At 71.2% G+C, this 21,983-nt stretch carries 21 protein-coding genes and 1 tRNA gene; 19 read left to right on the forward strand and 3 right to left on the reverse strand.

From position 1 onward, the window contains the following. Positions 1-4: 4 nt before the first annotated feature. Genes ABGB12_RS16555 through ABGB12_RS16590 form a run of 8 tightly spaced genes read left to right on the forward strand, consistent with a single transcriptional unit; the run spans position 5 to position 8,894 of the window. The gene (locus ABGB12_RS16555) at positions 5-250 is read left to right on the forward strand and encodes an acyl carrier protein (protein WP_347678752.1); all 246 of its coding nucleotides are present in this window, start codon (positions 5-7) and stop codon (positions 248-250) included. Then, the gene (locus ABGB12_RS16560; protein WP_347678754.1) at positions 247-1,848 is read left to right on the forward strand and encodes a fatty acyl-AMP ligase; all 1,602 of its coding nucleotides are present in this window, start codon (positions 247-249) and stop codon (positions 1,846-1,848) included. Before ABGB12_RS16555 ends, ABGB12_RS16560 begins: the two co-directional genes overlap by 4 nt. Further along, positions 1,845-3,674, forward strand: a complete 1,830-nt coding sequence (locus tag ABGB12_RS16565; protein ID WP_347678756.1) for an AfsA-related hotdog domain-containing protein — start codon at positions 1,845-1,847, stop codon at positions 3,672-3,674. The genes ABGB12_RS16560 and ABGB12_RS16565 overlap by 4 nt, the downstream gene beginning before the upstream one ends. Further along, the gene (locus ABGB12_RS16570) at positions 3,671-6,280 is read left to right on the forward strand and encodes a phosphoenolpyruvate synthase (RefSeq protein ID WP_347678758.1); all 2,610 of its coding nucleotides are present in this window, start codon (positions 3,671-3,673) and stop codon (positions 6,278-6,280) included. Before ABGB12_RS16565 ends, ABGB12_RS16570 begins: the two co-directional genes overlap by 4 nt. Further along, entirely contained in the window at positions 6,277-7,284 is a 1,008-nt protein-coding gene (locus ABGB12_RS16575) for a hypothetical protein (RefSeq protein WP_347678760.1), read from the forward strand. The genes ABGB12_RS16570 and ABGB12_RS16575 overlap by 4 nt, the downstream gene beginning before the upstream one ends. Further along, positions 7,281-7,787 carry a hypothetical protein gene (locus ABGB12_RS16580; RefSeq protein WP_347678762.1) on the forward strand — a complete coding sequence of 169 codons (507 nt, stop codon included), beginning with the start codon at positions 7,281-7,283 and terminating at the stop codon, positions 7,785-7,787. Before ABGB12_RS16575 ends, ABGB12_RS16580 begins: the two co-directional genes overlap by 4 nt. Then, complete coding sequence (locus tag ABGB12_RS16585; protein ID WP_347678764.1) at positions 7,787-8,230, forward strand: aromatase/cyclase; 444 nt, start codon at positions 7,787-7,789, stop codon at positions 8,228-8,230. Before ABGB12_RS16580 ends, ABGB12_RS16585 begins: the two co-directional genes overlap by 1 nt. A 13-nt stretch (positions 8,231-8,243) precedes the next feature. Beyond that, positions 8,244-8,894, forward strand: coding sequence for an SDR family NAD(P)-dependent oxidoreductase (locus ABGB12_RS16590; protein WP_347678766.1), 651 nt, complete (start codon positions 8,244-8,246; stop codon positions 8,892-8,894). Positions 8,895-8,916: 22 nt separating this feature from the next. On the opposite strand, the gene ABGB12_RS16595 is transcribed toward ABGB12_RS16590, so the two are convergent. Further along, positions 8,917-9,696 carry an alpha/beta fold hydrolase gene (locus ABGB12_RS16595; protein WP_347678768.1) on the reverse strand — a complete coding sequence of 260 codons (780 nt, stop codon included), beginning with the start codon at positions 9,694-9,696 and terminating at the stop codon, positions 8,917-8,919. 161 nt (positions 9,697-9,857) lie between these two features. Here ABGB12_RS16595 and ABGB12_RS16600 point away from each other — a divergent pair, with 161 nt between their 5' ends. Both ABGB12_RS16600 and pyk read left to right on the forward strand, forming a co-directional pair. Beyond that, positions 9,858-11,078: an MFS transporter gene (locus tag ABGB12_RS16600; protein ID WP_347678770.1), complete on the forward strand. Its 1,221-nt coding sequence runs from the start codon at positions 9,858-9,860 to the stop codon at positions 11,076-11,078. A gap of 87 nt (positions 11,079-11,165) precedes the next feature. Beyond that, positions 11,166-12,593: a pyruvate kinase gene (gene pyk, locus ABGB12_RS16605; protein WP_347678772.1), complete on the forward strand. Its 1,428-nt coding sequence runs from the start codon at positions 11,166-11,168 to the stop codon at positions 12,591-12,593. Between the two features lie 53 nt (positions 12,594-12,646). Here pyk and ABGB12_RS16610 read toward each other — a convergent pair. Then, positions 12,647-12,720, reverse strand: a tRNA-Leu gene (locus ABGB12_RS16610). An 80-nt stretch (positions 12,721-12,800) separates the two neighbouring features. Between ABGB12_RS16610 and ABGB12_RS16615 the strand changes: the two genes are divergently transcribed. The 9 genes from ABGB12_RS16615 (at position 12,801) to ABGB12_RS16655 (ending at position 21,345) form a co-directional block, all read left to right on the forward strand. Next, the gene (locus tag ABGB12_RS16615; RefSeq protein WP_347678774.1) at positions 12,801-13,415 is read left to right on the forward strand and encodes a response regulator; all 615 of its coding nucleotides are present in this window, start codon (positions 12,801-12,803) and stop codon (positions 13,413-13,415) included. A 192-nt stretch (positions 13,416-13,607) separates the two neighbouring features. Continuing rightward, the gene (locus ABGB12_RS16620) at positions 13,608-14,780 is read left to right on the forward strand and encodes a branched-chain amino acid ABC transporter substrate-binding protein (RefSeq protein ID WP_347678776.1); all 1,173 of its coding nucleotides are present in this window, start codon (positions 13,608-13,610) and stop codon (positions 14,778-14,780) included. A gap of 96 nt (positions 14,781-14,876) precedes the next feature. Further along, positions 14,877-15,842 carry a branched-chain amino acid ABC transporter permease gene (locus ABGB12_RS16625; RefSeq protein WP_347678778.1) on the forward strand — a complete coding sequence of 322 codons (966 nt, stop codon included), beginning with the start codon at positions 14,877-14,879 and terminating at the stop codon, positions 15,840-15,842. Further along, positions 15,839-17,032 carry a branched-chain amino acid ABC transporter permease gene (locus ABGB12_RS16630; RefSeq protein ID WP_347678780.1) on the forward strand — a complete coding sequence of 398 codons (1,194 nt, stop codon included), beginning with the start codon at positions 15,839-15,841 and terminating at the stop codon, positions 17,030-17,032. Before ABGB12_RS16625 ends, ABGB12_RS16630 begins: the two co-directional genes overlap by 4 nt. A gap of 80 nt (positions 17,033-17,112) precedes the next feature. Next, positions 17,113-17,853 carry an ABC transporter ATP-binding protein gene (locus ABGB12_RS16635; RefSeq protein ID WP_347679189.1) on the forward strand — a complete coding sequence of 247 codons (741 nt, stop codon included), beginning with the start codon at positions 17,113-17,115 and terminating at the stop codon, positions 17,851-17,853. After that, positions 17,843-18,604 (forward strand): ABC transporter ATP-binding protein, encoded by a 762-nt coding sequence (locus ABGB12_RS16640; protein WP_347678782.1) that lies wholly within the window; start codon positions 17,843-17,845, stop codon positions 18,602-18,604. Before ABGB12_RS16635 ends, ABGB12_RS16640 begins: the two co-directional genes overlap by 11 nt. An 88-nt stretch (positions 18,605-18,692) precedes the next feature. Continuing rightward, a complete protein-coding gene (locus ABGB12_RS16645) occupies positions 18,693-19,598 on the forward strand; it encodes an ABC transporter substrate-binding protein (RefSeq protein ID WP_347678784.1) in 906 nt (301 codons plus the stop codon). Continuing rightward, positions 19,598-20,545 (forward strand): amino acid ABC transporter permease, encoded by a 948-nt coding sequence (locus ABGB12_RS16650; RefSeq protein WP_347678786.1) that lies wholly within the window; start codon positions 19,598-19,600, stop codon positions 20,543-20,545. The genes ABGB12_RS16645 and ABGB12_RS16650 overlap by 1 nt, the downstream gene beginning before the upstream one ends. Continuing rightward, positions 20,545-21,345, forward strand: coding sequence for an amino acid ABC transporter ATP-binding protein (locus tag ABGB12_RS16655; protein ID WP_347678788.1), 801 nt, complete (start codon positions 20,545-20,547; stop codon positions 21,343-21,345). The genes ABGB12_RS16650 and ABGB12_RS16655 overlap by 1 nt, the downstream gene beginning before the upstream one ends. Before the next feature lie 46 nt (positions 21,346-21,391). On the opposite strand, the gene ABGB12_RS16660 is transcribed toward ABGB12_RS16655, so the two are convergent. Beyond that, the gene (locus ABGB12_RS16660; RefSeq protein ID WP_347678790.1) at positions 21,392-21,979 is read right to left on the reverse strand and encodes a DUF4352 domain-containing protein; all 588 of its coding nucleotides are present in this window, start codon (positions 21,977-21,979) and stop codon (positions 21,392-21,394) included. Positions 21,980-21,983: the final 4 nt, after the last annotated feature.

A 21,983-nucleotide genomic window follows, 5' to 3' on the forward strand; every position in this document is an offset into this window, starting at 1 on the left:
CGTGATGACCGAAGCCGAGATCCGCCGGACCGTCCGCACGCTGGTGCTGGACGCCGCGCCGATCAAGAACGGGCCGCCGCCGGAGCCGTCCACCACGCTCGGCGGCGACCTGGGCTACGACTCCCTGGGCAAGGAGGAGCTCGTCGCCCTGCTGGAGCAGGAGTTCCCCGGGCTGAGCGTGCCGGACGAGGCGTTCGAGGCCGAGACGGTCGCCGAGGTGGAGTCGCTGGTCCTGGACGGGCTGCGATGAGGACGTTCGCCGAGGTGCTGGCGGCCCGCTCCGCCGAGCGGCCCGACGACCCGGCCTACATCTTCCTCGGCGACGGCCTGAACGAGAGCGACCGGCTCACCTACCGGCAGCTGCACGAGCGGGCCCTGCGGATCGGCTCGGCGCTGGAGCCCGGCGCGCGGGTGCTGCTGCTCCTGCCGCCCGGCCTCGACTACATCGCCGCGATCTTCGGCTGCTTCGCCGCGGGCGCCGTCGCGGTGTCCGCCGCCCCGCCCGCCGCGACCCGGCTGGACCGCGCCCTGCCCAGACTGGAGGCGATCGCCGCGGACGCCGAGGTGAGCGTCATCGTCACCGACGACGCCGTCCGCGCGTTCGCCGAACCGCACTTCAAGGGCGAGGCCGAGTGGATCGTTCTGGACTCCCTTCCGGACGCCCCCGTCGGCACGCCCGGCCCGGACGGCGTGGCCTTCCTGCAGTACACCTCGGGCTCCACCGCCGCGCCGCGCGGGGTGATGCTCAGCCACGAGAACCTGCTGGCGAACTGCCGGTCGCTCATCTCGGCGTTCGGCACCGGCCCGCACTCCTCGGTCTACAGCTGGCTGCCGCCCTACCACGACATGGGGCTCATCGGCGGGCTCCTGCACCCGATGCTGGCGGGGGTCCCCTGCTACACCACCTCCCCGATCACGATCCTGCGGCGGCCGGCGCGGTGGCTGGAGGCGATCTCCCGCTACCGCGTCACCTTCAGCGGCGGCCCGAACTTCATGTACGACCTGTGCGTCCGGCGGGCCGGGGACGTCGGCGGCCTGGACCTGTCGTGCTGGGAGAAGGCGGTCAACGGCGCCGAACCGGTGCGGGCCGCGACCTGGCGGGCCTTCCTGGAGACGTTCGGCCCCCGGGGCCTGCGCGAGGAGGCGCTCACCGCCGCCTACGGCATGGCCGAGACGACCCTGCTGCTGACCGCGAGCGACGGCCTGGTCCTCACCTCCTTCGACCGGGCCGCGCTGGCCGAGGGCAAGGCCGTGCCGGGGACCGGCGCCGAGCTGGTGGGCTGCGGCGGGCCGGACGCCGACCACCGGATCGAGATCGTCGACCCGGAGACCGGCCGGCCGTGCACGGACGGGGTGTGCGGCGAGGTGTGGGCGTCGGGGCCCAGCGTCGCCGCCGGCTACTGGCGCGGCGAGCGGTTCGGCGAGTGGATCCCGACCGGCGACCTCGGCTTCGTCCACGAAGGCGGCCTGTACCTGACCGGCCGGCGCAAGGAGGTCCTCATCGTCAACGGGGTCAACCACCACCCGCACGACCTGGAGGCGCTCGCCGAGGCGGACGAGGACCTGCTGCGCCCGCACTGCAGCGCGGCCTTCCAGACGGCGAGCGGCGCGGTGGTGCTGGTCGCCGAGGTGGCGCGCGGCCATGAGGAGGACGACCTGTCGTTCGTCCTGAGGGGCGTCCGGGACCGGGTGTCGGCCGGGGCCGACGTGCGACTGGACGCCGTGGTGCTGGTGCCGGCCCGCTCGGTGCCCAAGACCACCAGCGGAAAGATCCAACGGCTGCTCACCGGGGAGCGGCTGCTGACCGGAGCACTGGAGACCATCGCACGGCAGGGAGAGGTGGCATGACCACGGCTGGCGTTACCCGGCTCGACGGGGCACCGGAGGAGATCCCCCAGGTGACGATCGGCGGGGAGCACGCCGAACCGGTTCCGGCCGTGCTCTCGGCGCTGCCGCGCAAGCGGGCGCTGTTCTCGGTCGACAGCTACTTCCGTGACGGCTGGGACGACCTGCTGGAGGTCGTCCCCGATCCCTGGGCGCTGCTGGAGCGGCACGCCTCGCTCCTGCTCAAGCCCGACGCGGTGGCGGGACGGCGGCTGGAGGCGGCCCTGGAGTGGCTGCTGGAGCAGGACGCGGTGATCGTGGCGGCCGAGGCGGTCACCCTGGACCGGCACAGCACCCGCGCGATGTGGTGGTACCAGTGGAACGTCGCCACCAAGGAGCGCCGGGACCTGGCCGACGCGCTGGTCGGCGCGGGCGCCGGCCTGCTGCTGGTGGCGCGGCTGCCCGAGGCTCCGATCCCGGCGACGCTGCGGCTGAGCAACCTCAAGGGCCCCGCGGACCCGGCCCGCCGCGAACCGTGGCAGCTGCGGCACCGGCTCGCCAACGACGACTTCCTGGTCAACTTCGTGCACACCGCCGACGAGCCGGCCGACCTGGTCCGCGAGTTCGGCATCCTGCTGGACGGGCCGGACCGGCGCCGCGTCTACGCCGACCTGGTCGCGGGGGCGGACAAGGAGGCCGAGGCGCGCGCGCTGGTCGAGGAGCTGTACCGCCGCAGCCCCGGGCACGACCTGTCCTGCGAGCTGGCGCGCAAGCGAAGGGAGCGCGGCGAGCCGGACGAGCCCTGGGACTCGGTGGTGCTGGGCACGGCCGCCATGACCCCGTCGGTGCCCGGCAAGACCGCGCTGCTCACCGGCGTCACCACCGCCCAGTGGGAGCACTCCCATTCCGGCGCGCTCGCCCGCGAGCCGCGCCCTCTGCGTTACGGACGCGCCCTCCCCGGCTCCCTGGTCCACAAGGACGGCCTCGGGGAGGTGTTCCTCACCGATCATGTGGCCACCGGTTCCGGAGGCGTCCTGTTGGCCGGAGAGCTTCCCGTGGCCCACCGCTTCTACAACGACCTGCCGACGGCGAGGCTCGATCTCCTGTCCGTCCTGGAGCTGTGCCGCCAGGGCTGCTACGTCCTCGCCCACGGCCACCACGGCGTGCCCCTGGACACCCGCTTCCTGCTGCGGGAGCTGAAGGGCAGGCTCACCGCCCCGCCCGAGGCCGCGCGGCACCGGCGGGTGCGGATCGAGGTGGACGTCGCCCGGCGCTTCGGCTCCGGGCTCGCCCTGGACTACCGGGTCACCACCCCGGACGGCGAGGAGCTGGCCACGGCCTCCTCGTCCTTCTCCTGGACGGACGAGGACGCCTGGCGCGGGCTGCGCGCCGCGGGCCGCGCCCGGCACGGGCTCGGCGAGGAGGTCGGAGCCTCTGAGCGGACCGGCCTGTTCCCCTCCGCCCGCAACGTCGGCCGCACCCACGACGGCAACGTCGTGCTGGCGGACCTGGAGTGGCGGCGCGGCGAGACCACGGCCCGGGTCGCGGTCGACCCGGCCAACCCGGCGATGTTCGAGCACCCGCAGGACCACGTCCCGGGCATGGCGCTGCTGGAGGCGGCCCGCCAGGCCGCGCTGTGGACGATGTCCCGCCACTTCGGGCTGCCCGCGGGACGATTGGCGGTGGCCGGCCTCGACGCCGGCTTCTCGGCGATGGCCGAGCTGGACGTGAGACTCGCCTGCACCGCGACCGTCTCCGCCGATCGTGGCGGAAAGGGCGCGGTGATCGTGCGGTTCGTCCAGGATGGGGTGGAACCGGCGGAGGTGATGGTGGAGGTGGTGCGGACATGAGCGCGCTCGGCGGCAAGGGAGAGAACCTCCGGCGGCTGACCGGGGCGGGCCTGCGGGTCCCCGCCTGGTCGGCGGTCGGGCTGGACGTGCTGCGCGGCTTCCGGGAGCGCTCCGGCCTGGACCAGGAGCTGGCCGGGCTGCTGGCCGGGCTCGACCCCGACAACGCCTGGGAGGTCTCGGCCCGCATCGCCAAGGCCTTCTCGGTGACGCCGCTGGACGGGCCCGCCCTGTCGGCGATCTGGCGGGCCTACGACGAGATCGGGCAGGGCACCGTCGCGGTGCGCTCCTCCGGCGCCGACGAGGACCTGCCGAACTTCTCCTTCGCCGGCCAGTACTCCTCGTTCCTGGGCGTCACCGGATTCGACGCGGTGGCCGAGAAGGTCAGAGAGTGCTGGGCCTCGGCCTACTCGGCGCGGTCCCTGGTCTACCGGTGGCTGCACGACCTGCCCACCGACCGGATCGACCTGGCCGTCCTCCTGCAGGAGCTGGTCCCGTCCGAGGTCAGCGGAGTGATGTTCACCGCCGACCCGGTCTCCGGAGACCGCTCCAAGGCGCTCATCAGCTGCGTCTACGGACTGGGGGAGACCCTGGTGTCCGGCCAGGTCGACGCCGACACCCTCACCCTGGACCGGACGTCCAGGGTCGTCGGCGACGCCGTGATCGGGGAGAAGGCCGAGCGGCTCGACGCGGGGCCCGGCGGCACCGCGCTCACCCCGGTCTCGTCGTTCGCCCGCGAGCGGTTCGCGCTGACCAACGACCAGGTCGGCGAGCTCGGCGACCTGGCCGACACGGTCGAGGAGCTCTTCGGCGTGCCGCAGGACGTCGAGTGGGCGCTGCGCGACGGCGTCTTCCACGTGCTGCAGAGCCGCCCGATCACCGCCCTGCGCGAGGCCGAGGGGGAGGTGCGGGTGTGGGACAACTCCAACATCATCGAGTCGTTCGGCGAGGTCACCGCCCCGCTGACCTTCAGCTTCGCGCGCCACGCCTACCAGCGGGTCTACCGCGACTACGTGCGGCTGCTGGGGGTGCCGCGCCGGGACCTGGCGCGGATGGACGGGGTGTTCGGCGAGATGCTGGGCTACTTCGACGGCCGGGTCTACTACAACGTCCTCAACTGGTACAAGATCATCCGCCTGCTGCCGGGGTACGCGCTCAACCGGAGGATCCTCGCCGCGGCGATGGGCGTCCGCGAGACCTCCGAGGAGCTCGCGCTGGCCCAGCACCCGATCGGCTCCCCGCTGCGGGAGCGGCTCGTGCGGCTGCGCGTCGCCCTGCGCTTCCTGCGCATGTTCTTCACCATCCGCCGGTCGGTCGCCTCCTTCACCGACCACTTCCACCGGGTGTACGAGGAGTTCGACGCGATCGACTACGAGACGCTCCCCGGCCCCGAGGTCAACCGCGCCCTGTACCGGCTGGAGGAGCGACTCCTGTCGAAATGGGGCGGCACCGCCGTGCTCGACAACGTGATCATGCTCTCGTACGGCGTGCTCCACGGTCTGAACTCCAGGTGGCTGCCCGACGCCCCCGACTGGTTCCTGTGGGAGGCGGTGAAGGTCGGCGACGACGTCGAGTCCACCGCGCCCGCGCGGCGGCTGGGGGAGCTGGCCGGACACCTCGCCGAACGCGCCGGCCTGGCCGAAGAGGTGCGCGAGCGCCCGGCGGGCGAGCTGTGGGAGTGGCTGCGCACCGCCGAGGGCGAGGACGCGCGGTGGCTGCGCGCCGAGCTCGACGGCTTCCTGGCGGCGTTCGGCTACCGCAGCGCCAACGAGCTCAAGCTGGAGGAGCCGGACCTGCACGACGACCCGTCGCTGCTGATGTCCATGCTCAAGGACGCGCTGCTGCTCACCGGCTCCGTCCAGGCGCTCCGGGAGGAGCACGACGCCGACGCCTACCTGCGCGAGCACCTGAGCGGGCCGAAGCTGTTCGTCTACGACAAGGTGCGCGGCAAGGTGCGCGAGGCGCTGCGCGAACGCGAGCGTGTCCGCTTCGCCCGGACCAGGGCGTTCGGCATGGCCCGCCGCATGTTCAAGGCGATCGGCCGCGACCTGGAGTCGGTCGGCGCGCTCGGCGACCGGCGCGACGTCTTCTTCCTCAAACTCGAGGAGATCCGCGCCGCCTACGCCGGGACCATGAACCACCGGGAGCTGCGCCCGCTGGCCGGGCTGCGCAGGACCCAGCAGGCCAAGCAGCGGCTCATGCCCGCGCCGCCGCCGAGGTTCCTCACCCGCGGCAGCGTCTACTGGGGCGCGCAGGCCCCCGACCCCGCCCCCGCCGGGGAGGAGGGCGCCGACGTGCTGCGCGGCACCCCGTGCAGCCCCGGCGTCGTCACCGCCCGGGCGCGGGTCGTCGACAGCCCGCGCGACGTCGGCGGCGGCGTGCTGGTGGCCTACCGCACCGACCCGGGCTGGGTGGGGGCGCTGTCCTCGGCCGCCGCGCTGCTCATCGAACGGGGCAGCCCGCTCACGCACGTCGCGATCGTCGCGCGGGAGCTGGGAGTGCCGACCGTCGTGCAGATCCCCGGGCTGACCGGCCGGATCGAGGACGGCATGACCCTCACCGTCGACGGGGGCACCGGGGTCGTCAGGATCGAGAAGGAGGACGGTTGAGCGGGGAAGAAGAGGCGCGCTGGAAGCGGGTCGACGACCGGCTTCACGGCTACCACGGGGTGGGGCTGGCCGACGTGCTGGACTGCGTCGGCTACCTGCGCGAGGAGGGCGACACCGTCATCGCGGGCGGCTCGCTGGCCTGGGGGCTGGGCAACCGGCTGAGCGACTTCGACGTCGTCATCGTCGGCGCCGGCACCAGCCCCTCGCGGGTGCCGCTGGAGCACTGGGTGAAGACCCTGCGCGTCGACGCCTGGACCCGCTCGCACGAGGGCGTCGCCAGGCTGTTCGCGCACGCCGCCGAGGCGCTGGAGTCCGACGCGCCGCTGCAGGGCTCCTTCGGCACCCAGGAGGAGGAGCAGCAGCTCAAGCTGCTGCACCGCCTCGCCTTCGGGCTGCGGGTCGACGGCCCGCCGCTGGAGGGCGTCGACCTGGCCGTGGCGCGGGGGCTGCTGGCCCGCGAATACGCCGAGCGCGCCCGGGAGTCGGTGCTGATCGCCCGCCTGGCGCTGGACGCGGGACGTCCGCTGGCCGCCACCACCAACGCGCGCCTGGCCGTCGAGGAGACGCTGCACATGGTCCTGGCCCGGCGCGGCGTGCCGTTCACCGGCGACAAGTGGCTCCAGGAGCGGCTCATCGGCACCGCGCCCGACCTGCGCGTCCACCACGACCGGTTCTCGGCCCTGCCCGAGCCCGGCGGAGAGGCCGCGTTCGTCGAGGACGCGCTGGCCCTGGTGGCCGAGCTGGGCGGCAGGGACTCCGGCGCCGACGGGGCGGCCTGGAGCGCTCCCGATCTGGTCCTGCACTCGCCCGGAGGCCGCGAGCACTTCCTGGTGGCCCCCGGGCCCGGCGGCATGTGGGAACTGTCCGCCGAGGAGGCGCAGACCTGGCGCGGACTGTCCGAACGGGACGAGTGGCGGGACTGCTCGAAGGCCGAGACCGGGCTGCTGGTCGGCCTGTACGAGCTGGGCCTGGCAGGGCTCGCCTGGGACAAGGGGGTCAAGTGAGGACGATCGACGTCGACGCCAGGCGCTACATCTGGTGCAAGGGCCAGGCGATCTGGCGCACCAGCATGCCGCTCACCGCTCTGCTGGAGGACCTGCGCGGGGCTCTCGCCGACGGCCAGGAGGGACTGGTCCGGCACACCGCCCGCAACATCGGGACGAACTGCGCCGTCGTCCTCAACCTCGTGGTGCGCCACCGCAAGCCGCTGCCGCCGGCCCGCATGCGCGCGGCCTGGGCGCTGGAGGGGGTCGCCGGCCACCCGCTGGGCGGCGACTGCCTGACCCTGGTCCGCTCGCCCCGGGAGCTGGACGCCGCGGAACTCGCCGGGATCGCCGAGCGGCTCATCTCGGGCGTGCGGGAACTGGTCGGGGACGTGCCCGACCCCATGTCGCCCGACGGCTACTTCCCGGCGCTGGCCACCGCCCGGGACTGGCTGAAACTCGCCGACTCCGTCGGCGTGGAGGGCTTCCTGCCCCGGGAATGGACCAGCGAGGAGGCCCACTGATGCCGCAGATCACCGTGGACATGCACATCCAGGCCCCGGCCGACCGGGTCTGGCGGACCGTCGTGGACATCGAGCGGTACCCCGAGTCGATGTCCAGCGTCCGGTGGGTCAGGCTGCTGGAGCCGGGCGAGGAGACCCGGCGCAGCAAGTGGTCCATCACGCTCAAGGGCTCGATCCTGGAGTGGGAGGAGCGCGAGACCCTCGACCACGAGCGGCGGGTCATGTCCTTCCAGCAGCTCAGCGGGGACATGGAACTGTTCGAGGGCGCCTGGAGGGTCGCCGAGGAGCCCGGAGGGCGCACGCACGTCACCCTCACCATCGACTTCGAGATCGGCATCCCGCTGCTGGCGCAGATGCTCAACCCGGTGGCCCAGCGCTCCCTGAAGGACAACTGCACCGAGATGCTGGAGGGCATCGAGCGCGATGCCCTCGCCGCGAGGTGAGTAGGGTCCTCCCATGCGCAGTGCAGTGATCCTGGGAGCCCGCAACATCGGCGGAGCCGTCGCCGCCCGTCTGCTGAAGGACGGCTGGCGGGTGGCGGCCGTGGCCCGGTCGGACGAGACGCTCACGGCCGTCGCCGAGCAGGGCGCGCTGGCCCTGAAGGCCGACGCGGCCAAGCCCCGGACGTTGTCGGCGGCGCTGGAGATCGCGGTGGAGGAGCACGGAGGCCTCGACCTCATCGTGAACGCCGTCCACCCCCAGCGCCCGCCGCAGGGCTCCCCGCAGTGGGGCGGGCCCCTGGAGACCATGGACCCGGCCGACTTCCAGGGCTGGGGCACGGCCGTCGCCGAGCAGGCCTACGTCTTCCTGAACACCGGCATCCGGGCTCTGCGCGCGGCCGGCGGCGGCACCCTCGTCCAGCTGACGGGCGGCTCGGCCGTCAGCCCGGCCGCCGGGCGCGGCGCCTGGTCGGCGGGCTGCGCGGCGGCCAGGGCGCTGGTCCTGGCCGCTCACGAGGAGTTGCGCGACGAGCCCGTGCACCCTTGCCTCCTGGTGGTCCACGGGGCGGTCGAGAGCCCGGGGGAGCGGGAGGAGATCGCCGCCACGGTCGCCCATCTGGCCGAGCCCCGCTCGCACCGTTCCCTCCCCGAGGTCCACCTCCGCTGAGCCCGCGGCGCCGTCATCCGGCTCAGGCGGCCTCCGGAGCCGGGGCGCAGGGTCCGGAGATCGCCTGAGCCGCCCATGCGCCGATGCGGAGGCTCAGCGCCTCGGTGGTGGCGATCTCGGCGTGGCCCATCTCGGGCTCGAACCACAGCTCCTTGGGATCGGCGGCCCGCTCGTAGAGCAGTTCGCCGTGGTCGGGCGGGAAGAACGCGTCACGCCCGCCGTGGACGATCAGCAGGGGGCAGGCGATGCCGCCGACCACCTCGAACGGGGCCTCGGGGACCGGGTTCCAGCCTTTGGCGGCGATCCGGGTGCGTTTGGCCACCCGGAGGGCGGCGCGGCCCAGCCGGCGTTCGACGGCCCAGTGCACCCGGCGCATCGGCACGGTGTCCCGGTAGAACCAGCGGGCGGGCGAGCTGACCGACACCACGGCGTCGACGCCGCCCATCAGCGCGGCGTGTCGCAACGCGATCGAGGCGCCCATGGAGAAGCCGACGGTGACCACCTTGGCGTGGCGCTCCCGGGCGTAGCGGACCGCGGCCTCGAGGTCGTGGACCTCGCGGTCGCCGACGGTCGAGAGCCCGCCGGAGCGGCCGTGCCCCCGGTAGTCGAGGGTGCAGACCGCGGCGGTGCGGTTCAGGGTCCCGGCGATGGATCGGAGTTCCCGCATCTCCTGGTGGCAGGTGAAGCCGTGGCCGACCACCAGGCACACCTCCGGATCCGCGCCTGGGGAGGCGGCGTCGTGGTGCCGGGCGGCGATGCGGACGCCGTCGGAAGCGGTGAGGGTGACGGGAGTGACGGTCACCCTCCCATTATCGGCACCCTGCCAAACGGTATAAAATCGCACTTCGACCGCATGGCGGCCGCCTCCGGAGAGGGGCGGTATCTACCCCGGTCCGACGCTGAGCCATGGCGGACCGGGGGAACCGGGATCCGTCACGTAATCGACGACGGAGAACCCGGATCTTGAAGTCTTACCTCGCGGTGCTGACGACCCCCGGCGCCTGGCGCTTCCTGCTGCCCGCCCTGTGCGCCCGCCTCCCCTTCGCGATGCTGCAGATCGGCATCCTGCTGCTGGTGCAGTGGGCGACCGGCTCCTACGGCTGGGGCGGCGTGGCCTCGGCCGCCGCCGCGGTGGCCCAGGCGCTCCTGGGCCCCTGGACCGGGCGGCTGGTCGACCGGTGGGGCCAGGCCAGGGTGCTGGTGCCCCAGACGCTGACGCACGCCGCTCTGCTGGGCGGGCTGCTGGCGCTGGCGCAGAACCGGGCGGAACCGTTCGTCCTGGTGGCCGTGGGCTGCCTGGCGGGCGCGACGGTGCCGCAGGTCGGCTCGATGGTCCGGGCCCGCTGGGCCAACGTCCTGCCGCCGCGCCGGGTCGGCACCGCCTTCGCCCTGGAGTCGGTCACCGACGAGCTGACCTTCACCCTCGCGCCCCTCCTGCTCCTGCCGATCGCCACCGCCTACAGCCCCGTCTGGGGGCTGGCCCTGGCCCTGGTGATGGTGCTGGCGGGAACCCTGCTCTTCGCCTCCGTACGGCACGGCGCGCCCGCCCCCGCGCCGTCTTCCGACCGGACGTCCGCGGGTGTGCGGGGTCGCCGGGGGGTGTCCCTGCTGACGGGCGCGATGCTGGGGGTCGGGACGGTCTTCGGCAGCCTCCAGGTCGGCATCACCGCTCTCTCCGCCGAACTCGGCGACCCGTCCGCGGCCGGGGCGGTCTTCGGCACCTTCTCCGCGGGCAGCCTCGTCGGCGGGCTGGTCTACGGCGGGCTCCGCTCGGCGGCGGGCCGGCCGTCCCGGCTGGCACTGCTGCTGGCTCTGCTGGCCGCGGCCCTGACCGGGCCGGCGCTGGTGGGCTCCCTGGGCCTGATGTACGGCGCCGGCGCCGTGGCGGGGCTGGTCATCGCCCCTTGCGTCATCACCGGTTACACCCTGCTGGACGCGCTGGTGCCCGCCGAGGTGAAGACCGAGGCCTACACCTGGCTGAACGGCGCCATCGCCCTGGGCATCGCGCTGGGCGCCGCGCTGTCGGGCCAGCTGGTGGACCGGCTGGGCGCCGCCCCGGCCTTCCTCGTCCCGCCGGTCGCCGTCGCCCTGGCCGCGCTGGCGGTGGGGCTGCGCGGCGCGAGCCTCCTCCCGGAGGCCGGCGACGGGGTGCGGGATCCGGGCAGGTCGAAAGCCCTGGTCTAGACCACTGAGGGAAGTTTCCGGTGAACAGACGGTGATGCCTGGCTGGGAAGACGCACGTACCGACGGGTAACTACCTAGGGTGGGACCGTGAGTCGTCGAGCGAAGATAGTCAGCACCATCGGACCGGCGTGTTCCAGCCGCGAGCAGATCAAGGCCCTCGTGGAGGCCGGGATCGACGTGGCGAGGCTGAACATGAGCCATGGGTCGCACGAGCAGCACGAGCAGGTCTACCGCTACCTGCGCGAGGCGGGGGAGGACACCGGCAGGGCCATCGGCGTGCTGGCCGACCTGCAGGGCCCCAAGATCCGGCTGGGCCGCTTCCCCGACGGCCCGGTACGGCTCAACGTGGGCGACGAGTTCACCATCACCACCGAGGACGTCCCCGGCAGCCGCAGGGAGGTCTCCACGACCTACAAGGGCCTGCCCGGCGACGTCGCCCCCGGTGACACCGTCCTCATCGACGACGGCAAGGTCTCCCTGGAGGTCGCCGCGGTCGACGGGCCGCGGGTGCTCACCCGGGTGGTCGTCGGCGGCATGGTCTCCGACAACAAGGGGCTGAACCTGCCCGGCGTGGCGGTCAGCGTCCCGGCCCTCACCGAGAAGGACGAGGCGGACCTGCGCTGGGCGCTGCGCATCGGCGTCGACATGGTGGCCCTGTCGTTCGTGCGCGACGCCGCCGACGCCCAGGAGTGCTACCGCATCATGGAGGAGGAGGGCGTCCGCGTCCCGCTGATCGCCAAGATCGAGAAGCCGCAGGCGGTCCAGTCCCTCCCCGAGGTCGTCGACGCCTTCGACAGCGTCATGGTCGCCCGCGGCGACCTGGGCGTGGAGCTGCCGCTGGAGCAGGTCCCGATCGTGCAGAAGCGCGCCATCGAGCTGTGCCGGGAGAAGGCGCACCCGGTGATCGTGGCCACCCAGATGCTGGAGTCGATGATCAGTGCCGCCCGGCCGACGAGGGCCGAGGCCAGCGACGTGGCCAACGCGATCTTCGACGGCGCGGACGCGGTGATGCTCTCGGGCGAGACCGCGGTCGGCCAGTACCCGATCGAGGCGGTCCAGACGATGTCGCGGATCGCCGCCGCCGCCGAGGAGGCCACCCTCCACGCCGACGCCACCCTGGACCGGGTGCCCGAGACGGTGGGCGGCGCGATCGCCCGGGCCGCCGCCGAGGTCGGCGCGATCGTGGAGGCCAAGGCGCTCATCGCCTTCACCATGTCGGGGGAGACCGCCCGCCGGCTGGCCCGCTACCGCAGCCCCATCCCGCTGCTGGCCTTCACCGAGGTCGAGCGCACCCGCAGCCAGCTCTCCCTGACCTGGGGCGTGGAGTCCTTCCTGGTGCCGCACGTCGACCACACCGACGAGATGGTCGCCCAGGTCGAGCAGTCCCTGCTGGAGATCGGCCGCTGCCAGAAGGGCGACCTCATCGTGATCGTGGCGGGCATGCCGCCCGGGACGGTCGGCTCCACCAACTCGCTTCGCGTGCACCGGCTGGGGGACGCGATCAGCGTCTCCTGAGCCCCGCGACTCCAAGAGCCGCTCACCCCGGGGTGAGCGGCTCTGTCGTTCGGTGCCCCAAGTGGGATTCGAACCCACACTGTGCGGTGTTTGAGACCGCCCTCTCTGCCGGTTGGAGTATTGGGGCGCCGCGGCGGGCGCCGCGACCGCCCGCGATCCGCGGAGGGGCCACGGGCAGGCACCAGGGTACCGGTTCCTTGTAGTCTCATGTGCGTGAGTGAGAGCGCCAAGCGAGTTGTCATCGCGGAAGACGAAGCCTTGATTCGACTCGATCTCAAGGAGATGCTGGAGGAGGACGGTTATCTGGTCGTCGGAGAGGCCGGGGACGGGGAGACCGCGGTCAAGCTCGCCACGGAGCTGCGCCCCGATCTGGTGATCCTGGACGTGAAGATGCCGATCCTGGACGGCATCTCGGCGGCCGAGCGCATCGCGGGGGAGCGCATCGCCCCTGTGATCATGCTCACCGCCTTCTCCCAGCGGGAGCTGGTGGAGCGGGCCCGGGCCGCGGGCGCCATGTCCTATCTGGTCAAGCCGTTCACCAAGGCCGATCTGGTGCCGGCCATCGAGATGGCCGTCTCGCGCTATGAGGAGATCCGGCAGCTGGAGTCGGAGGTCACCTCGCTGAAGGACCGGCTGGAGACCCGCAAGGTGGTGGACCGCGCCAAGGGCCATCTGCAGGAGCGGCACGGCTGGAGCGAGCCGGAGGCGTTCCGCTGGATCCAGAAGACGTCGATGGATCGGCGCCTGACAATGCGGAAGGTCGCCGAAGCGGTTCTGGAAACCGCAGCATCCAACATCAATCCGGACATCAAGCCCGAATAGGGTGTGCTTTTTCTGGTGTTAAATGCTCATTTCGGAGATTTTTCTTTGATTGCGGCAAGGTCACGAGTCTGCATCACGATGTCAGGGGAACCACTCTGGCCTGGTGTTCCAGTGCACCGTTGAGTACGTTTCGGCCAATCGTTCCCATGTGACCGCCAGTGTTGAAGCTGCGGTTCGAGAAGGAGACCCGGCATGAAACGTGTACCCCCCAGGATGCGGCTGCTCGCAGTGCTCGGAGCGGCCAGCCTGGCGTTGGCCGCTTGCGGTGACGGCTCGGACTCTGGCTCCGGAGGTGACGTCTCCGAGGTCAGCATCGGCCTCATGGGTGACCTGACCGGTGAGAACGCGGGCATCGTGCTCCCCATCAAGAACGCGGCGCAGCTCGCGGTCGACGAGTACAACGCCACCAGCCCCAAGGTCAAGATCAAGCTGATCCCCTACGACAGCCAGGCCAAGCCGGAGCAGGCGGTCTCGCTGGCGAAGAACGCGATCAAGCAGGACAAGATCGTCGGCCTGATCGGCCCGGCCTTCTCCGGCGAGTCCGCCCAGGTCGGCCCGGTGCTCGAAGAGGCCAAGATCCCCAGCGTCTCGGCCTCGGCCACCAACGCCACCCTGGCCGAGAGCGGCTGGAAGTACTGGCACCGCGTCATCTCCGACGACGACGTGCAGGGCGCGGGCATCGGCGAGTTCATCGCCAAGGGCGTCGCGGCCAAGAAGGTCTTCGTCATCGACGACAAGTCCACCTACGGCCAGCCGCTGGCCGCCACGGTGAAGGCCGCCGCCGAGAAGGGCGGGGCCACCACCCAGACCGACTCGATCGACCCGAGCGGCTCGGACTTCTCCTCGACCGTCAACAAGGCCAAGGCCTTCGCTCCCGACGCCATCTTCTTCGGCGGCTACTACGCCGAGGGCGGCAAGCTGATCAAGCAGCTGCGTGAGGGCGGCGTCAAGGCGACCTTCCTGTCCGCCGACGGTTCGCTCGACCCGGGCCTGGCCAAGGGCGCCGGCGGCGACAACGCCGAGGGCTCGCTCATCGGCTGCCCCTGCCTGATCGACCCCGAGGGCTCGGCCGGCGACGCGAGCAAGAAGTTCGCCGAGGCCTACAAGGCCAAGTTCAACGCACCGACCGCGATCTACGCCGCCGAGGCCTACGACGCGGCCACCGTCTTCATCAAGGCGGTCCAGTCCGGAGCCACCACGCCGGAGGACATCCAGAAGTTCATCGGCACGGCCGACTTCGCGGGTGTGAGCAAGCAGATCAAGTTCGAGGCCAACGGTGAGGTGTCGGGCGGCGACGTCTACATCTACAAGGTCACGGGCGAGTCCCTCCCGCTGCTGGGCAACGCCAAGACGGCCAAGCCGTAACGTCCAGCCGCACTCAGGGTCAGGGCGGGAACACGGGAACCACGTGATGGCACGTATCACCCGGGTTCCCGCCCTTCTTCGTGAAAGTGACACGCCTTGTTCAACGACCTCTTGAACCAGTTCTGGCCCGCGACGGTGGACGGGCTCTCACTCGGAGCGATCTACGCGCTGATCGCGCTCGGATACACGATGGTCTACGGCGTGCTGCGTCTGATCAACTTCGCGCACTCCGAGATCTTCATGATCGGCACCTTCGCCGCGCTCGCCGTGGTGAACACCCTCGGCTTCTCCTCGGTCGGCGGCTTCGCGCTGGTGGGAGTGGTGCTCCTGCTGGCGGTGGTCGGCGGGCTGGCCTCGGGGGCCAGCGCCGTCGCGCTGGAGTTCCTGGCCTACCGGCCGCTGCGCCGTAAGGGGGCCTCCCGGCTGGCCGCGCTGATCTCCGCGATCGGCGCCTCGCTGTTCCTGCAGCAGCTCTTCGCGCGCATCCTCATCCCCTGGTGGTTCGACGTGCCCAAGGAGAAGGGCGCGCTTCCGCTGCAGGGGCACTTCGTCGAACGCCAGGACCTCTTCGCCATCGGCGACTTCGTCGTCCGCAACGACAAGCTCATCGTCTTCCTCGGCGCCATCATCATGATGATCGCCCTGGACCAGTTCGTGAGCCGCACCAAGCTGGGCCGCGGCATCAGGGCCACGGCCCAGGACCCCGAGACCTCGGTCCTCATGGGCGTCAACATCGACCGGATCGTCACCGCGACCTTCGCGATCGGCGGCGCCATGGCCGGCGTGGCCGCGGCGCTCTACATGATGCGGTTCGAGGAGACCGACTACTTCGTGGGCTTCCTGCTGGGCATCAAGGCCTTCACCGCCGCGGTGCTGGGCGGCATCGGCAACCTGCGCGGCGCGCTGGTCGGCGGCCTGGTGCTCGGCCTGATCGAGATGTACGGCTCGGTGCTGTTCGGCACCGAGTGGCAGCACGTGGTGGCCTTCACGGTCCTGGTCCTGGTCCTCATGTTCCGACCCACCGGCATCCTCGGTGAATCCCTTCAGCAGGCGCGAGTATGAGCAGCATCGAGTGGGCCAAGAAGCCCGTACGAAAGATCACCTCACCCGTCGGCTCCGGCATGGACGCGCTCCGGGACTGGTGGGCGATCCAGGCCGGACCCGTCCGCTGGACCGTCTACCTGGCCCTCATCGTGGGAGCGTTCCTGCTGCCGCACGAGGGCATCGGTTCCTTCATGTCGCCCTACTCCGACTGGCAGGGCATCCTCTTCTACCCCATCGGCGGCTACATCCTGCTGGCCATCGGCCTGAACGTGGTGGTCGGCCAGGCCGGACTGCTCGACCTGGGCTACGTCGCGTTCTTCGCCGTCGGCGGCTACACCATGGCGATCCTGGGCAAGCAGTTCGGCTGGGGCTTCTGGGAGATCATCGCCGTCGGCGTGCTGCTGGCCGCGCTGTCGGGCATCCTGCTGGGCGCCCCGACCCTGCGGCTGCGCGGCGACTACCTGGCGATCGTGACCCTGGGCTTCGGTGAGATCATCCGTCTCGCCGCCAGGAACACCGACTCCATCGGCGGCCCGAACGGCATCGCGGGCATCCCGCACCCGCCGAACCTGACCGAGTGGGAGTTCCCCGACAACGCCTTCTTCCAGGCTCTGGACCTGGAGGGCCTGAAGCCGTTCACCTACGGCGCGCTCGACACCCGGCCCTACTACTACCTGATGCTCGTGGCCATCATCGGCACGATCATCTTCGCCAAGCGGCTGGAGCACAGCCGGGTCGGCCGGGCCTGGGCCGCGATCCGCGAGGACGAGGACGCCGCCGAACTGATGGGCGTCCCGACCTTCAAGTTCAAGCTCGCGGCGTTCGCGATCGGGGCGGCGTTCGGCGGTCTGTCCGGTGTCGTCTACGGCTCCCAGGCGACCTCGATCATCCCCGAGGACTTCCCGTTCATCCTCTCGGCCACCATCCTGGCCGCGGTGGTGCTCGGAGGGTCCGGCAACATCCCGGGCGTGATGATCGGCGCGTTCCTCATCGCCTGGATCCCCGAGCGGGTCCGCGGCGTCGGGGAGTACCGCATCCTGGTGTTCGGCGCGGCCCTGGTGATCATGATGGCGCTGCGGCCGGAGGGCCTGCTGCCGTCCCGGCAGCGCAAGGCCGAACTCAAGGAGGGCACCGGCGGCATGGGCTCGCTGGGCGCCGAGGTCGGCGGCCCCGGCGGGGCCGAGGTGGAAGTCGAGGTGTCCAAGTGAAGGGTCTGAACAAGCCCGGCAAGGCCAAGGGCGAGTCCCTGACCGCCCGCGGCGGCCTGCTGGAACTGCACCAGGTCGTCATGCGTTTCGGCGGCGTCACCGCGATCAACGGGCTCGACCTGACCGTCAACCCAGGTGAGATCTTCGCCGTCATCGGCCCGAACGGCGCGGGGAAGACCACGGTGTTCAACGTGGTCACCGGCGTCTACCAGCCGACGAGCGGGGGCGTCCTGTTCGACGGCAAGAGGCTGGACGGCACCAAGCGCTACCAGGTCACCAAGGCCGGGATCGCGCGGACGTTCCAGAACATCCGCCTGTTCCACAACATGTCAGCGGTCGAGAACGTCATGGTCGGCGCCGACGCCCACCACAAGACCGGGTTCGTCAGCGCCGGCCTCGGGCTTTCCCGGCACCGCCAGGAGGAGAAGCACGGGCGGGAACTCGCCCGGCAGCTCCTGGAGTTCGTCGGCGTCTCCCACCGCGGGGACGAGGCCGCCAAGAACCTCCCGTACGGCGACCAGCGCAGGCTGGAGATCGCGCGGGCACTGGCGACCAGGCCGAAGCTGCTGCTGCTCGACGAACCCGCCGCGGGCATGAACCCGGCGGAGAAGGAGTCCCTGCAGGGACTCATCCGCAAGATCCGCGACTCGGGGGTGACCGTGCTGCTCATCGAGCACGACATGCGCCTGGTCATGGGCATCAGCGACCGGTTGGCGGTCCTGGACTTCGGCCAGAAGATCGCTGAAGGGCAGCCCCGCGAGGTGCAGAACAACCCGCGGGTCATCGAGGCGTATTTGGGGGCTCCGGCCGATGCTTCTTGAGATCGAGGACATCCGCGTCCACTACGGCAAGGTCGAGGCGCTCAAGGGGATCTCCCTGACCGTCGACGAGGGCGAGATCGTCACGCTCATCGGCGGCAACGGCGCGGGCAAGACGACCACGCTCAAGACGATCTCCGGTCTGCGCAGGCTGACCTCCGGCCGCATCCGCTTCGACGGCAGGGACATCTCCAAGATGCCGGGCCACAAGCGCGTGATGGCGGGGATCGGGCAGTCGCCCGAAGGCCGCGGGGTCTTCCCCGGCATGACCGTCGAGGACAACCTGCTCATGGGCGCCTACACCCGCAGGGGCGGCGGAGTCGCCAAGGACCTGGCCGAGGTGTACGGCCTGTTCGAACGGCTCGCCGAGCGCAGGCACCAGATGGGCGGCACCATGTCCGGCGGCGAGCAGCAGATGGTGGCGATCGGCAGGGCGCTGATGTCCCAGCCGAAGGTGCTGCTGCTGGACGAGCCGTCCATGGGCCTGGCCCCCAAGCTGGTGCAGCAGATCTTCTCGATCATCGAGGAGATCAACCGGCGGGGCACGACGGTGCTGCTGGTCGAGCAGAACGCGCAGCAGGCCCTGCAACTCGCCCACCGTGCCTATGTCCTGGAGACCGGCGAGGTGGTGAAGAGCGCTCCGGCCGGAGACCTGCTGGACGACCCCCAGGTGCGAGCCGCCTATCTGGGGGGAGATCTGGTCGAGGAGACCACCGGGGAAACGACAGCGGACGAAGAAGAAACACAGGCGTAATACCTGTGGTTCGACCGGTCCAAAACCCCCGGATATTGTGTTCGAGCCTCGGATCCCCGGAGATCCGATAAGTATGGAGGAAAACACCGTGATTTCCGCTAGTGCCCGCCGCCGCACCCTCACCGTGGGTGCCGCGCTGCTGGTGAGCGCCCTCGGTCTCACCGCCTGCGGTGAGAAGGAGAAGGACAGCACGACCCCCCCGGCCGGTGACACCTCGAAGGTCGCCGTCGACGACGCGCTGGCCGCCAAGGTCCCCGCCGACATCAAGGCCGACGGCGTCATCAAGATCGGCGTCGACTCCAGCTACGCCCCCAACGAGTACCTCGACACCGACGGCAAGACCGTGGTCGGCTGGGACGTGGAGCTGTTCGACGCGGTGGCCGCCAAGCTCGGCCTGAAGACCGAGTGGGTGACCAGCAACTTCGACGACATCGTCCCCGGCGTCACCACCTCCGGCAAGTACGAGACGGGTGTCTCCTCCTTCACCATCAACCCCGAGCGCCTCAAGCAGGCGACGATGGTGAGCTACTTCAACGCCGGCACCCAGTGGTTCGCCAAGGCCGGCGCGACGATCGACCCGGACGACGCCTGCGGCAAGAAGGTCGCCGTGCAGAAAGCGACCGTCCAGGTCGAGGACATCGAGAAGCGCTCCAAGGCCTGCACGGACGCCGGCAAGCCGGCGATCCAGATCAGCCAGTACCAGGGCCAGGACCAGGCCACCTCCGCGGTGGTCTCCGGCAAGGAGGACGCCAGCCTGGCCGACTCGCCGATCGCCGCCTACGCGGTCAAGAAGGCGACCGGCCTGCAGCTCATCGGTGAGATCTACGACGCCGCGCCCTACGGCTACGTGGTGAAGAAGGACTCGCCCCTGGGCCAGGTGTACGCCGACGCCCTCAAGGCCCTCATCGCCGACGGCACCTACAAGAAGGTCCTGGAGAAGTGGGGCGTCGAGGCAGGCGGGATCGCCGACCCGACGGCCGACCCGGCCTCCTGATGACCTCGCAGCAAGAACCCGCGGAGCGGGCACGGCCTGAGACCATCAAGGCCGTGCCCGTTCGGCACCCCGGCCGCTGGGTCCTGGCCGCGGTGCTGCTCGTGCTGGCCGCCCAGTTCGTGCACATGCTCGTCACGAACCCGGCCTTCCAATGGTCCTACATCGTGGACAACGCCTTCCGGCCCCCGGTCATCGAAGGCGTCCGGACCTCGCTCCTGCTGACGGTCCTGGCCATGGTCATCGGCGTCGTGCTGGGCGTCGTCCTGGCGGTCATGCGGCTGTCGGACAACCCGATCCTGCGCGGCGTGGCCTGGCTGTACACCTGGTTCTTCCGGGCCGTGCCCCGGCTGGTGCTGGCCATCCTGTTCGGCAACATGGGCATCCTGTACGCGAGGTTCAGCTTCGGGCTGCCCTTCACCGAGCAGTTCGCCGACCTCCTGGGCGTCGACCTCAACGGCACCCTGTTCTCGGTGGACGCGCGGACCCTGCTCACCGGGTTCATGGCCGGCCTGCTGGCGCTGGCCCTGTCGGAGGCCGCCTACATGGCGGAGATCGTCCGGGCGGGGATCCTGTCGGTCGACCCGGGCCAGACCGAGGCCGCCGCCGCGCTGGGCATGTCCAAGCTCCAGATCACCCGGCGGATCGTGCTGCCCCAGGCGATGCGGGTCATCCTGCCGCCCACCGGCAACGAGACGATCGCGATGCTCAAGGACACCTCGCTGGTGGCCTACGTCCCGGTCACCAACGAGCTGTTCTTCCAGCTCCAGGCGATCGGCAACCGCGAGTTCCAGACGTTCCCCATGCTGGTCGCGGCCTGCCTGTGGTACCTGGCGCTCACCAGCGTGCTGCTCGTCGGGCAGTACTTCCTGGAACGGCGCTTCTCCCGCGGCGCGGGCCCCTCGGGGCAGGCGAAGCTCCGGTTGCGGATCATGAAAGGCGATCACTGATGACCGAGCCCGCGGGAAAGCTCGCGCCTGAGGTCCCCGCCGAGTTCATGGTGAAGGCGGAGAACGTCCACAAGAGCTTCGGCAGGGTCGAGGTGCTCAAGGGCATCGACCTCCAGGTCAGGCCCGGCGAGGTGATGTGCATCGTCGGGCCGTCCGGCTCGGGCAAGTCCACCTTCCTGCGCTGCATCAACCACCTGGAGAAGATCAACGGCGGTCGGCTGTGGGTGAACGGCAAGCTCATCGGCTACCGGGAGAAGAACGGCAGGCTGTACGAGCTGAAGGACCGCGAGGTCGCCGCGCAGCGCCGCGAGATCGGCATGGTGTTCCAGCGGTTCAACCTGTTCCCCCACATGACCGCGCTGGAGAACGTCATGGAGGCGCCGCTGCGGGTGAAGCGGCGCTCCAGGGCGGAGGCCCGCGCGCAGGCCGAGAGCCTGCTGGAGCAGGTCGGCCTGGGCGGCAAGACCGGCAACTACCCGTCCCAGCTGTCGGGCGGCCAGCAGCAGCGGGTGGCCATCGCCCGCGCCCTGGCGATGGAGCCGGCCCTGATGCTCTTCGACGAGCCGACCTCGGCCCTCGACCCGGAGCTGGTCGGCGAGGTCCTGGGCGTCATGCAGCAGCTGGCGGCCGACGGCATGACCATGGTGGTCGTCACCCACGAGATGGGCTTCGCCCGCGAGGTCGGCGACTCCCTGGTCTTCATGGACGGCGGCGTCGTCGTGGAGGAGGGGGCTCCGGCCGAGGTCCTGGCCGACCCGCAGCACCCCCGGACCCGGGAGTTCTTCTCCAAGGTCCTGTGAGCGCCACGCGAGGAGCGGTCTCCGCCCCCCGCCGCCGAGACCTCCTTCAGTCCAGGGGGATCTCGGCGGCGGGGGGCGGGCTCGTCGTGTAGGGCGTGCTGCCCAGCAGCACCATCCCGCCCGGCCGGAGACCGGCCGGGACGTCGTACCACAGGTCGAACTCCAGCCGGACGCCCGCGCCCAGCTCCGGGCGGAGCGGCTGGCGTTTGAGCGTCATGGTCGGCCCATCGGGGGAGAAGGACCCGCCGCCGGCGGTCACCAGCCGCTGCTCGCCGAGGTCCAGCTCGCTGCTGGTGCGGCCCAGGTTCTCCACCAGCAGCCGGACCCGCACGTACTGGCCGTGCCTGGCGTCCACCTCGGCGTGGCTGCCGGTCGTCCGCGCCAGCCCGTCGGTCACCCCCAGCACCCGGAAGAGCAGCTCGCCGCTGTTCTCCGCAGGGGCGCGCACCGCCCGCTCCCCGTCACGGACGGGCCGTGCGGTCTGCTCGTAGACCGCGGGCCCCGGGGGGCTCTTCCCCTCTTCGGCGCAGCCGGACAGCACACCGGCGCACAGCGCGACGGCGGCGAGCAGACGAAGCGGCGGGGACCCGGGAGGACGGCGCATGCGGGGGCCGATCTGGTCGGTGGGGGCCATGAAC

Source organism: Actinocorallia sp. B10E7 (genome assembly GCF_039871655.1).
Lineage (GTDB): Bacteria > Actinomycetota > Actinomycetes > Streptosporangiales > Streptosporangiaceae > Actinocorallia.

What these genes read in the sequence shown, in the direction of transcription:
- ABGB12_RS16660 (WP_347678790.1), bottom strand. Translation starts at nt 21,979, where the DNA reads ATGGCCCCCACCGACCAGATCGGCCCCCGCATGCGCCGTCCTCCCGGG.
- ABGB12_RS16655 (WP_347678788.1), top strand. Translation starts at nt 20,545, where the DNA reads ATGACCGAGCCCGCGGGAAAGCTCGCGCCTGAGGTCCCCGCCGAGTTC.
- ABGB12_RS16585 (WP_347678764.1), top strand. Translation starts at nt 7,787, where the DNA reads ATGCCGCAGATCACCGTGGACATGCACATCCAGGCCCCGGCCGACCGG.
- ABGB12_RS16630 (WP_347678780.1), top strand. Translation starts at nt 15,839, where the DNA reads ATGAGCAGCATCGAGTGGGCCAAGAAGCCCGTACGAAAGATCACCTCA.
- ABGB12_RS16565 (WP_347678756.1), top strand. Translation starts at nt 1,845, where the DNA reads ATGACCACGGCTGGCGTTACCCGGCTCGACGGGGCACCGGAGGAGATC.
- ABGB12_RS16560 (WP_347678754.1), top strand. Translation starts at nt 247, where the DNA reads ATGAGGACGTTCGCCGAGGTGCTGGCGGCCCGCTCCGCCGAGCGGCCC.
- ABGB12_RS16635 (WP_347679189.1), top strand. Translation starts at nt 17,113, where the DNA reads ATGCGTTTCGGCGGCGTCACCGCGATCAACGGGCTCGACCTGACCGTC.
- ABGB12_RS16570 (WP_347678758.1), top strand. Translation starts at nt 3,671, where the DNA reads ATGAGCGCGCTCGGCGGCAAGGGAGAGAACCTCCGGCGGCTGACCGGG.
- ABGB12_RS16590 (WP_347678766.1), top strand. Translation starts at nt 8,244, where the DNA reads ATGCGCAGTGCAGTGATCCTGGGAGCCCGCAACATCGGCGGAGCCGTC.
- ABGB12_RS16555 (WP_347678752.1), top strand. Translation starts at nt 5, where the DNA reads ATGACCGAAGCCGAGATCCGCCGGACCGTCCGCACGCTGGTGCTGGAC.
- ABGB12_RS16650 (WP_347678786.1), top strand. Translation starts at nt 19,598, where the DNA reads ATGACCTCGCAGCAAGAACCCGCGGAGCGGGCACGGCCTGAGACCATC.
- ABGB12_RS16620 (WP_347678776.1), top strand. Translation starts at nt 13,608, where the DNA reads ATGAAACGTGTACCCCCCAGGATGCGGCTGCTCGCAGTGCTCGGAGCG.
- ABGB12_RS16615 (WP_347678774.1), top strand. Translation starts at nt 12,801, where the DNA reads ATGTGCGTGAGTGAGAGCGCCAAGCGAGTTGTCATCGCGGAAGACGAA.
- ABGB12_RS16640 (WP_347678782.1), top strand. Translation starts at nt 17,843, where the DNA reads ATGCTTCTTGAGATCGAGGACATCCGCGTCCACTACGGCAAGGTCGAG.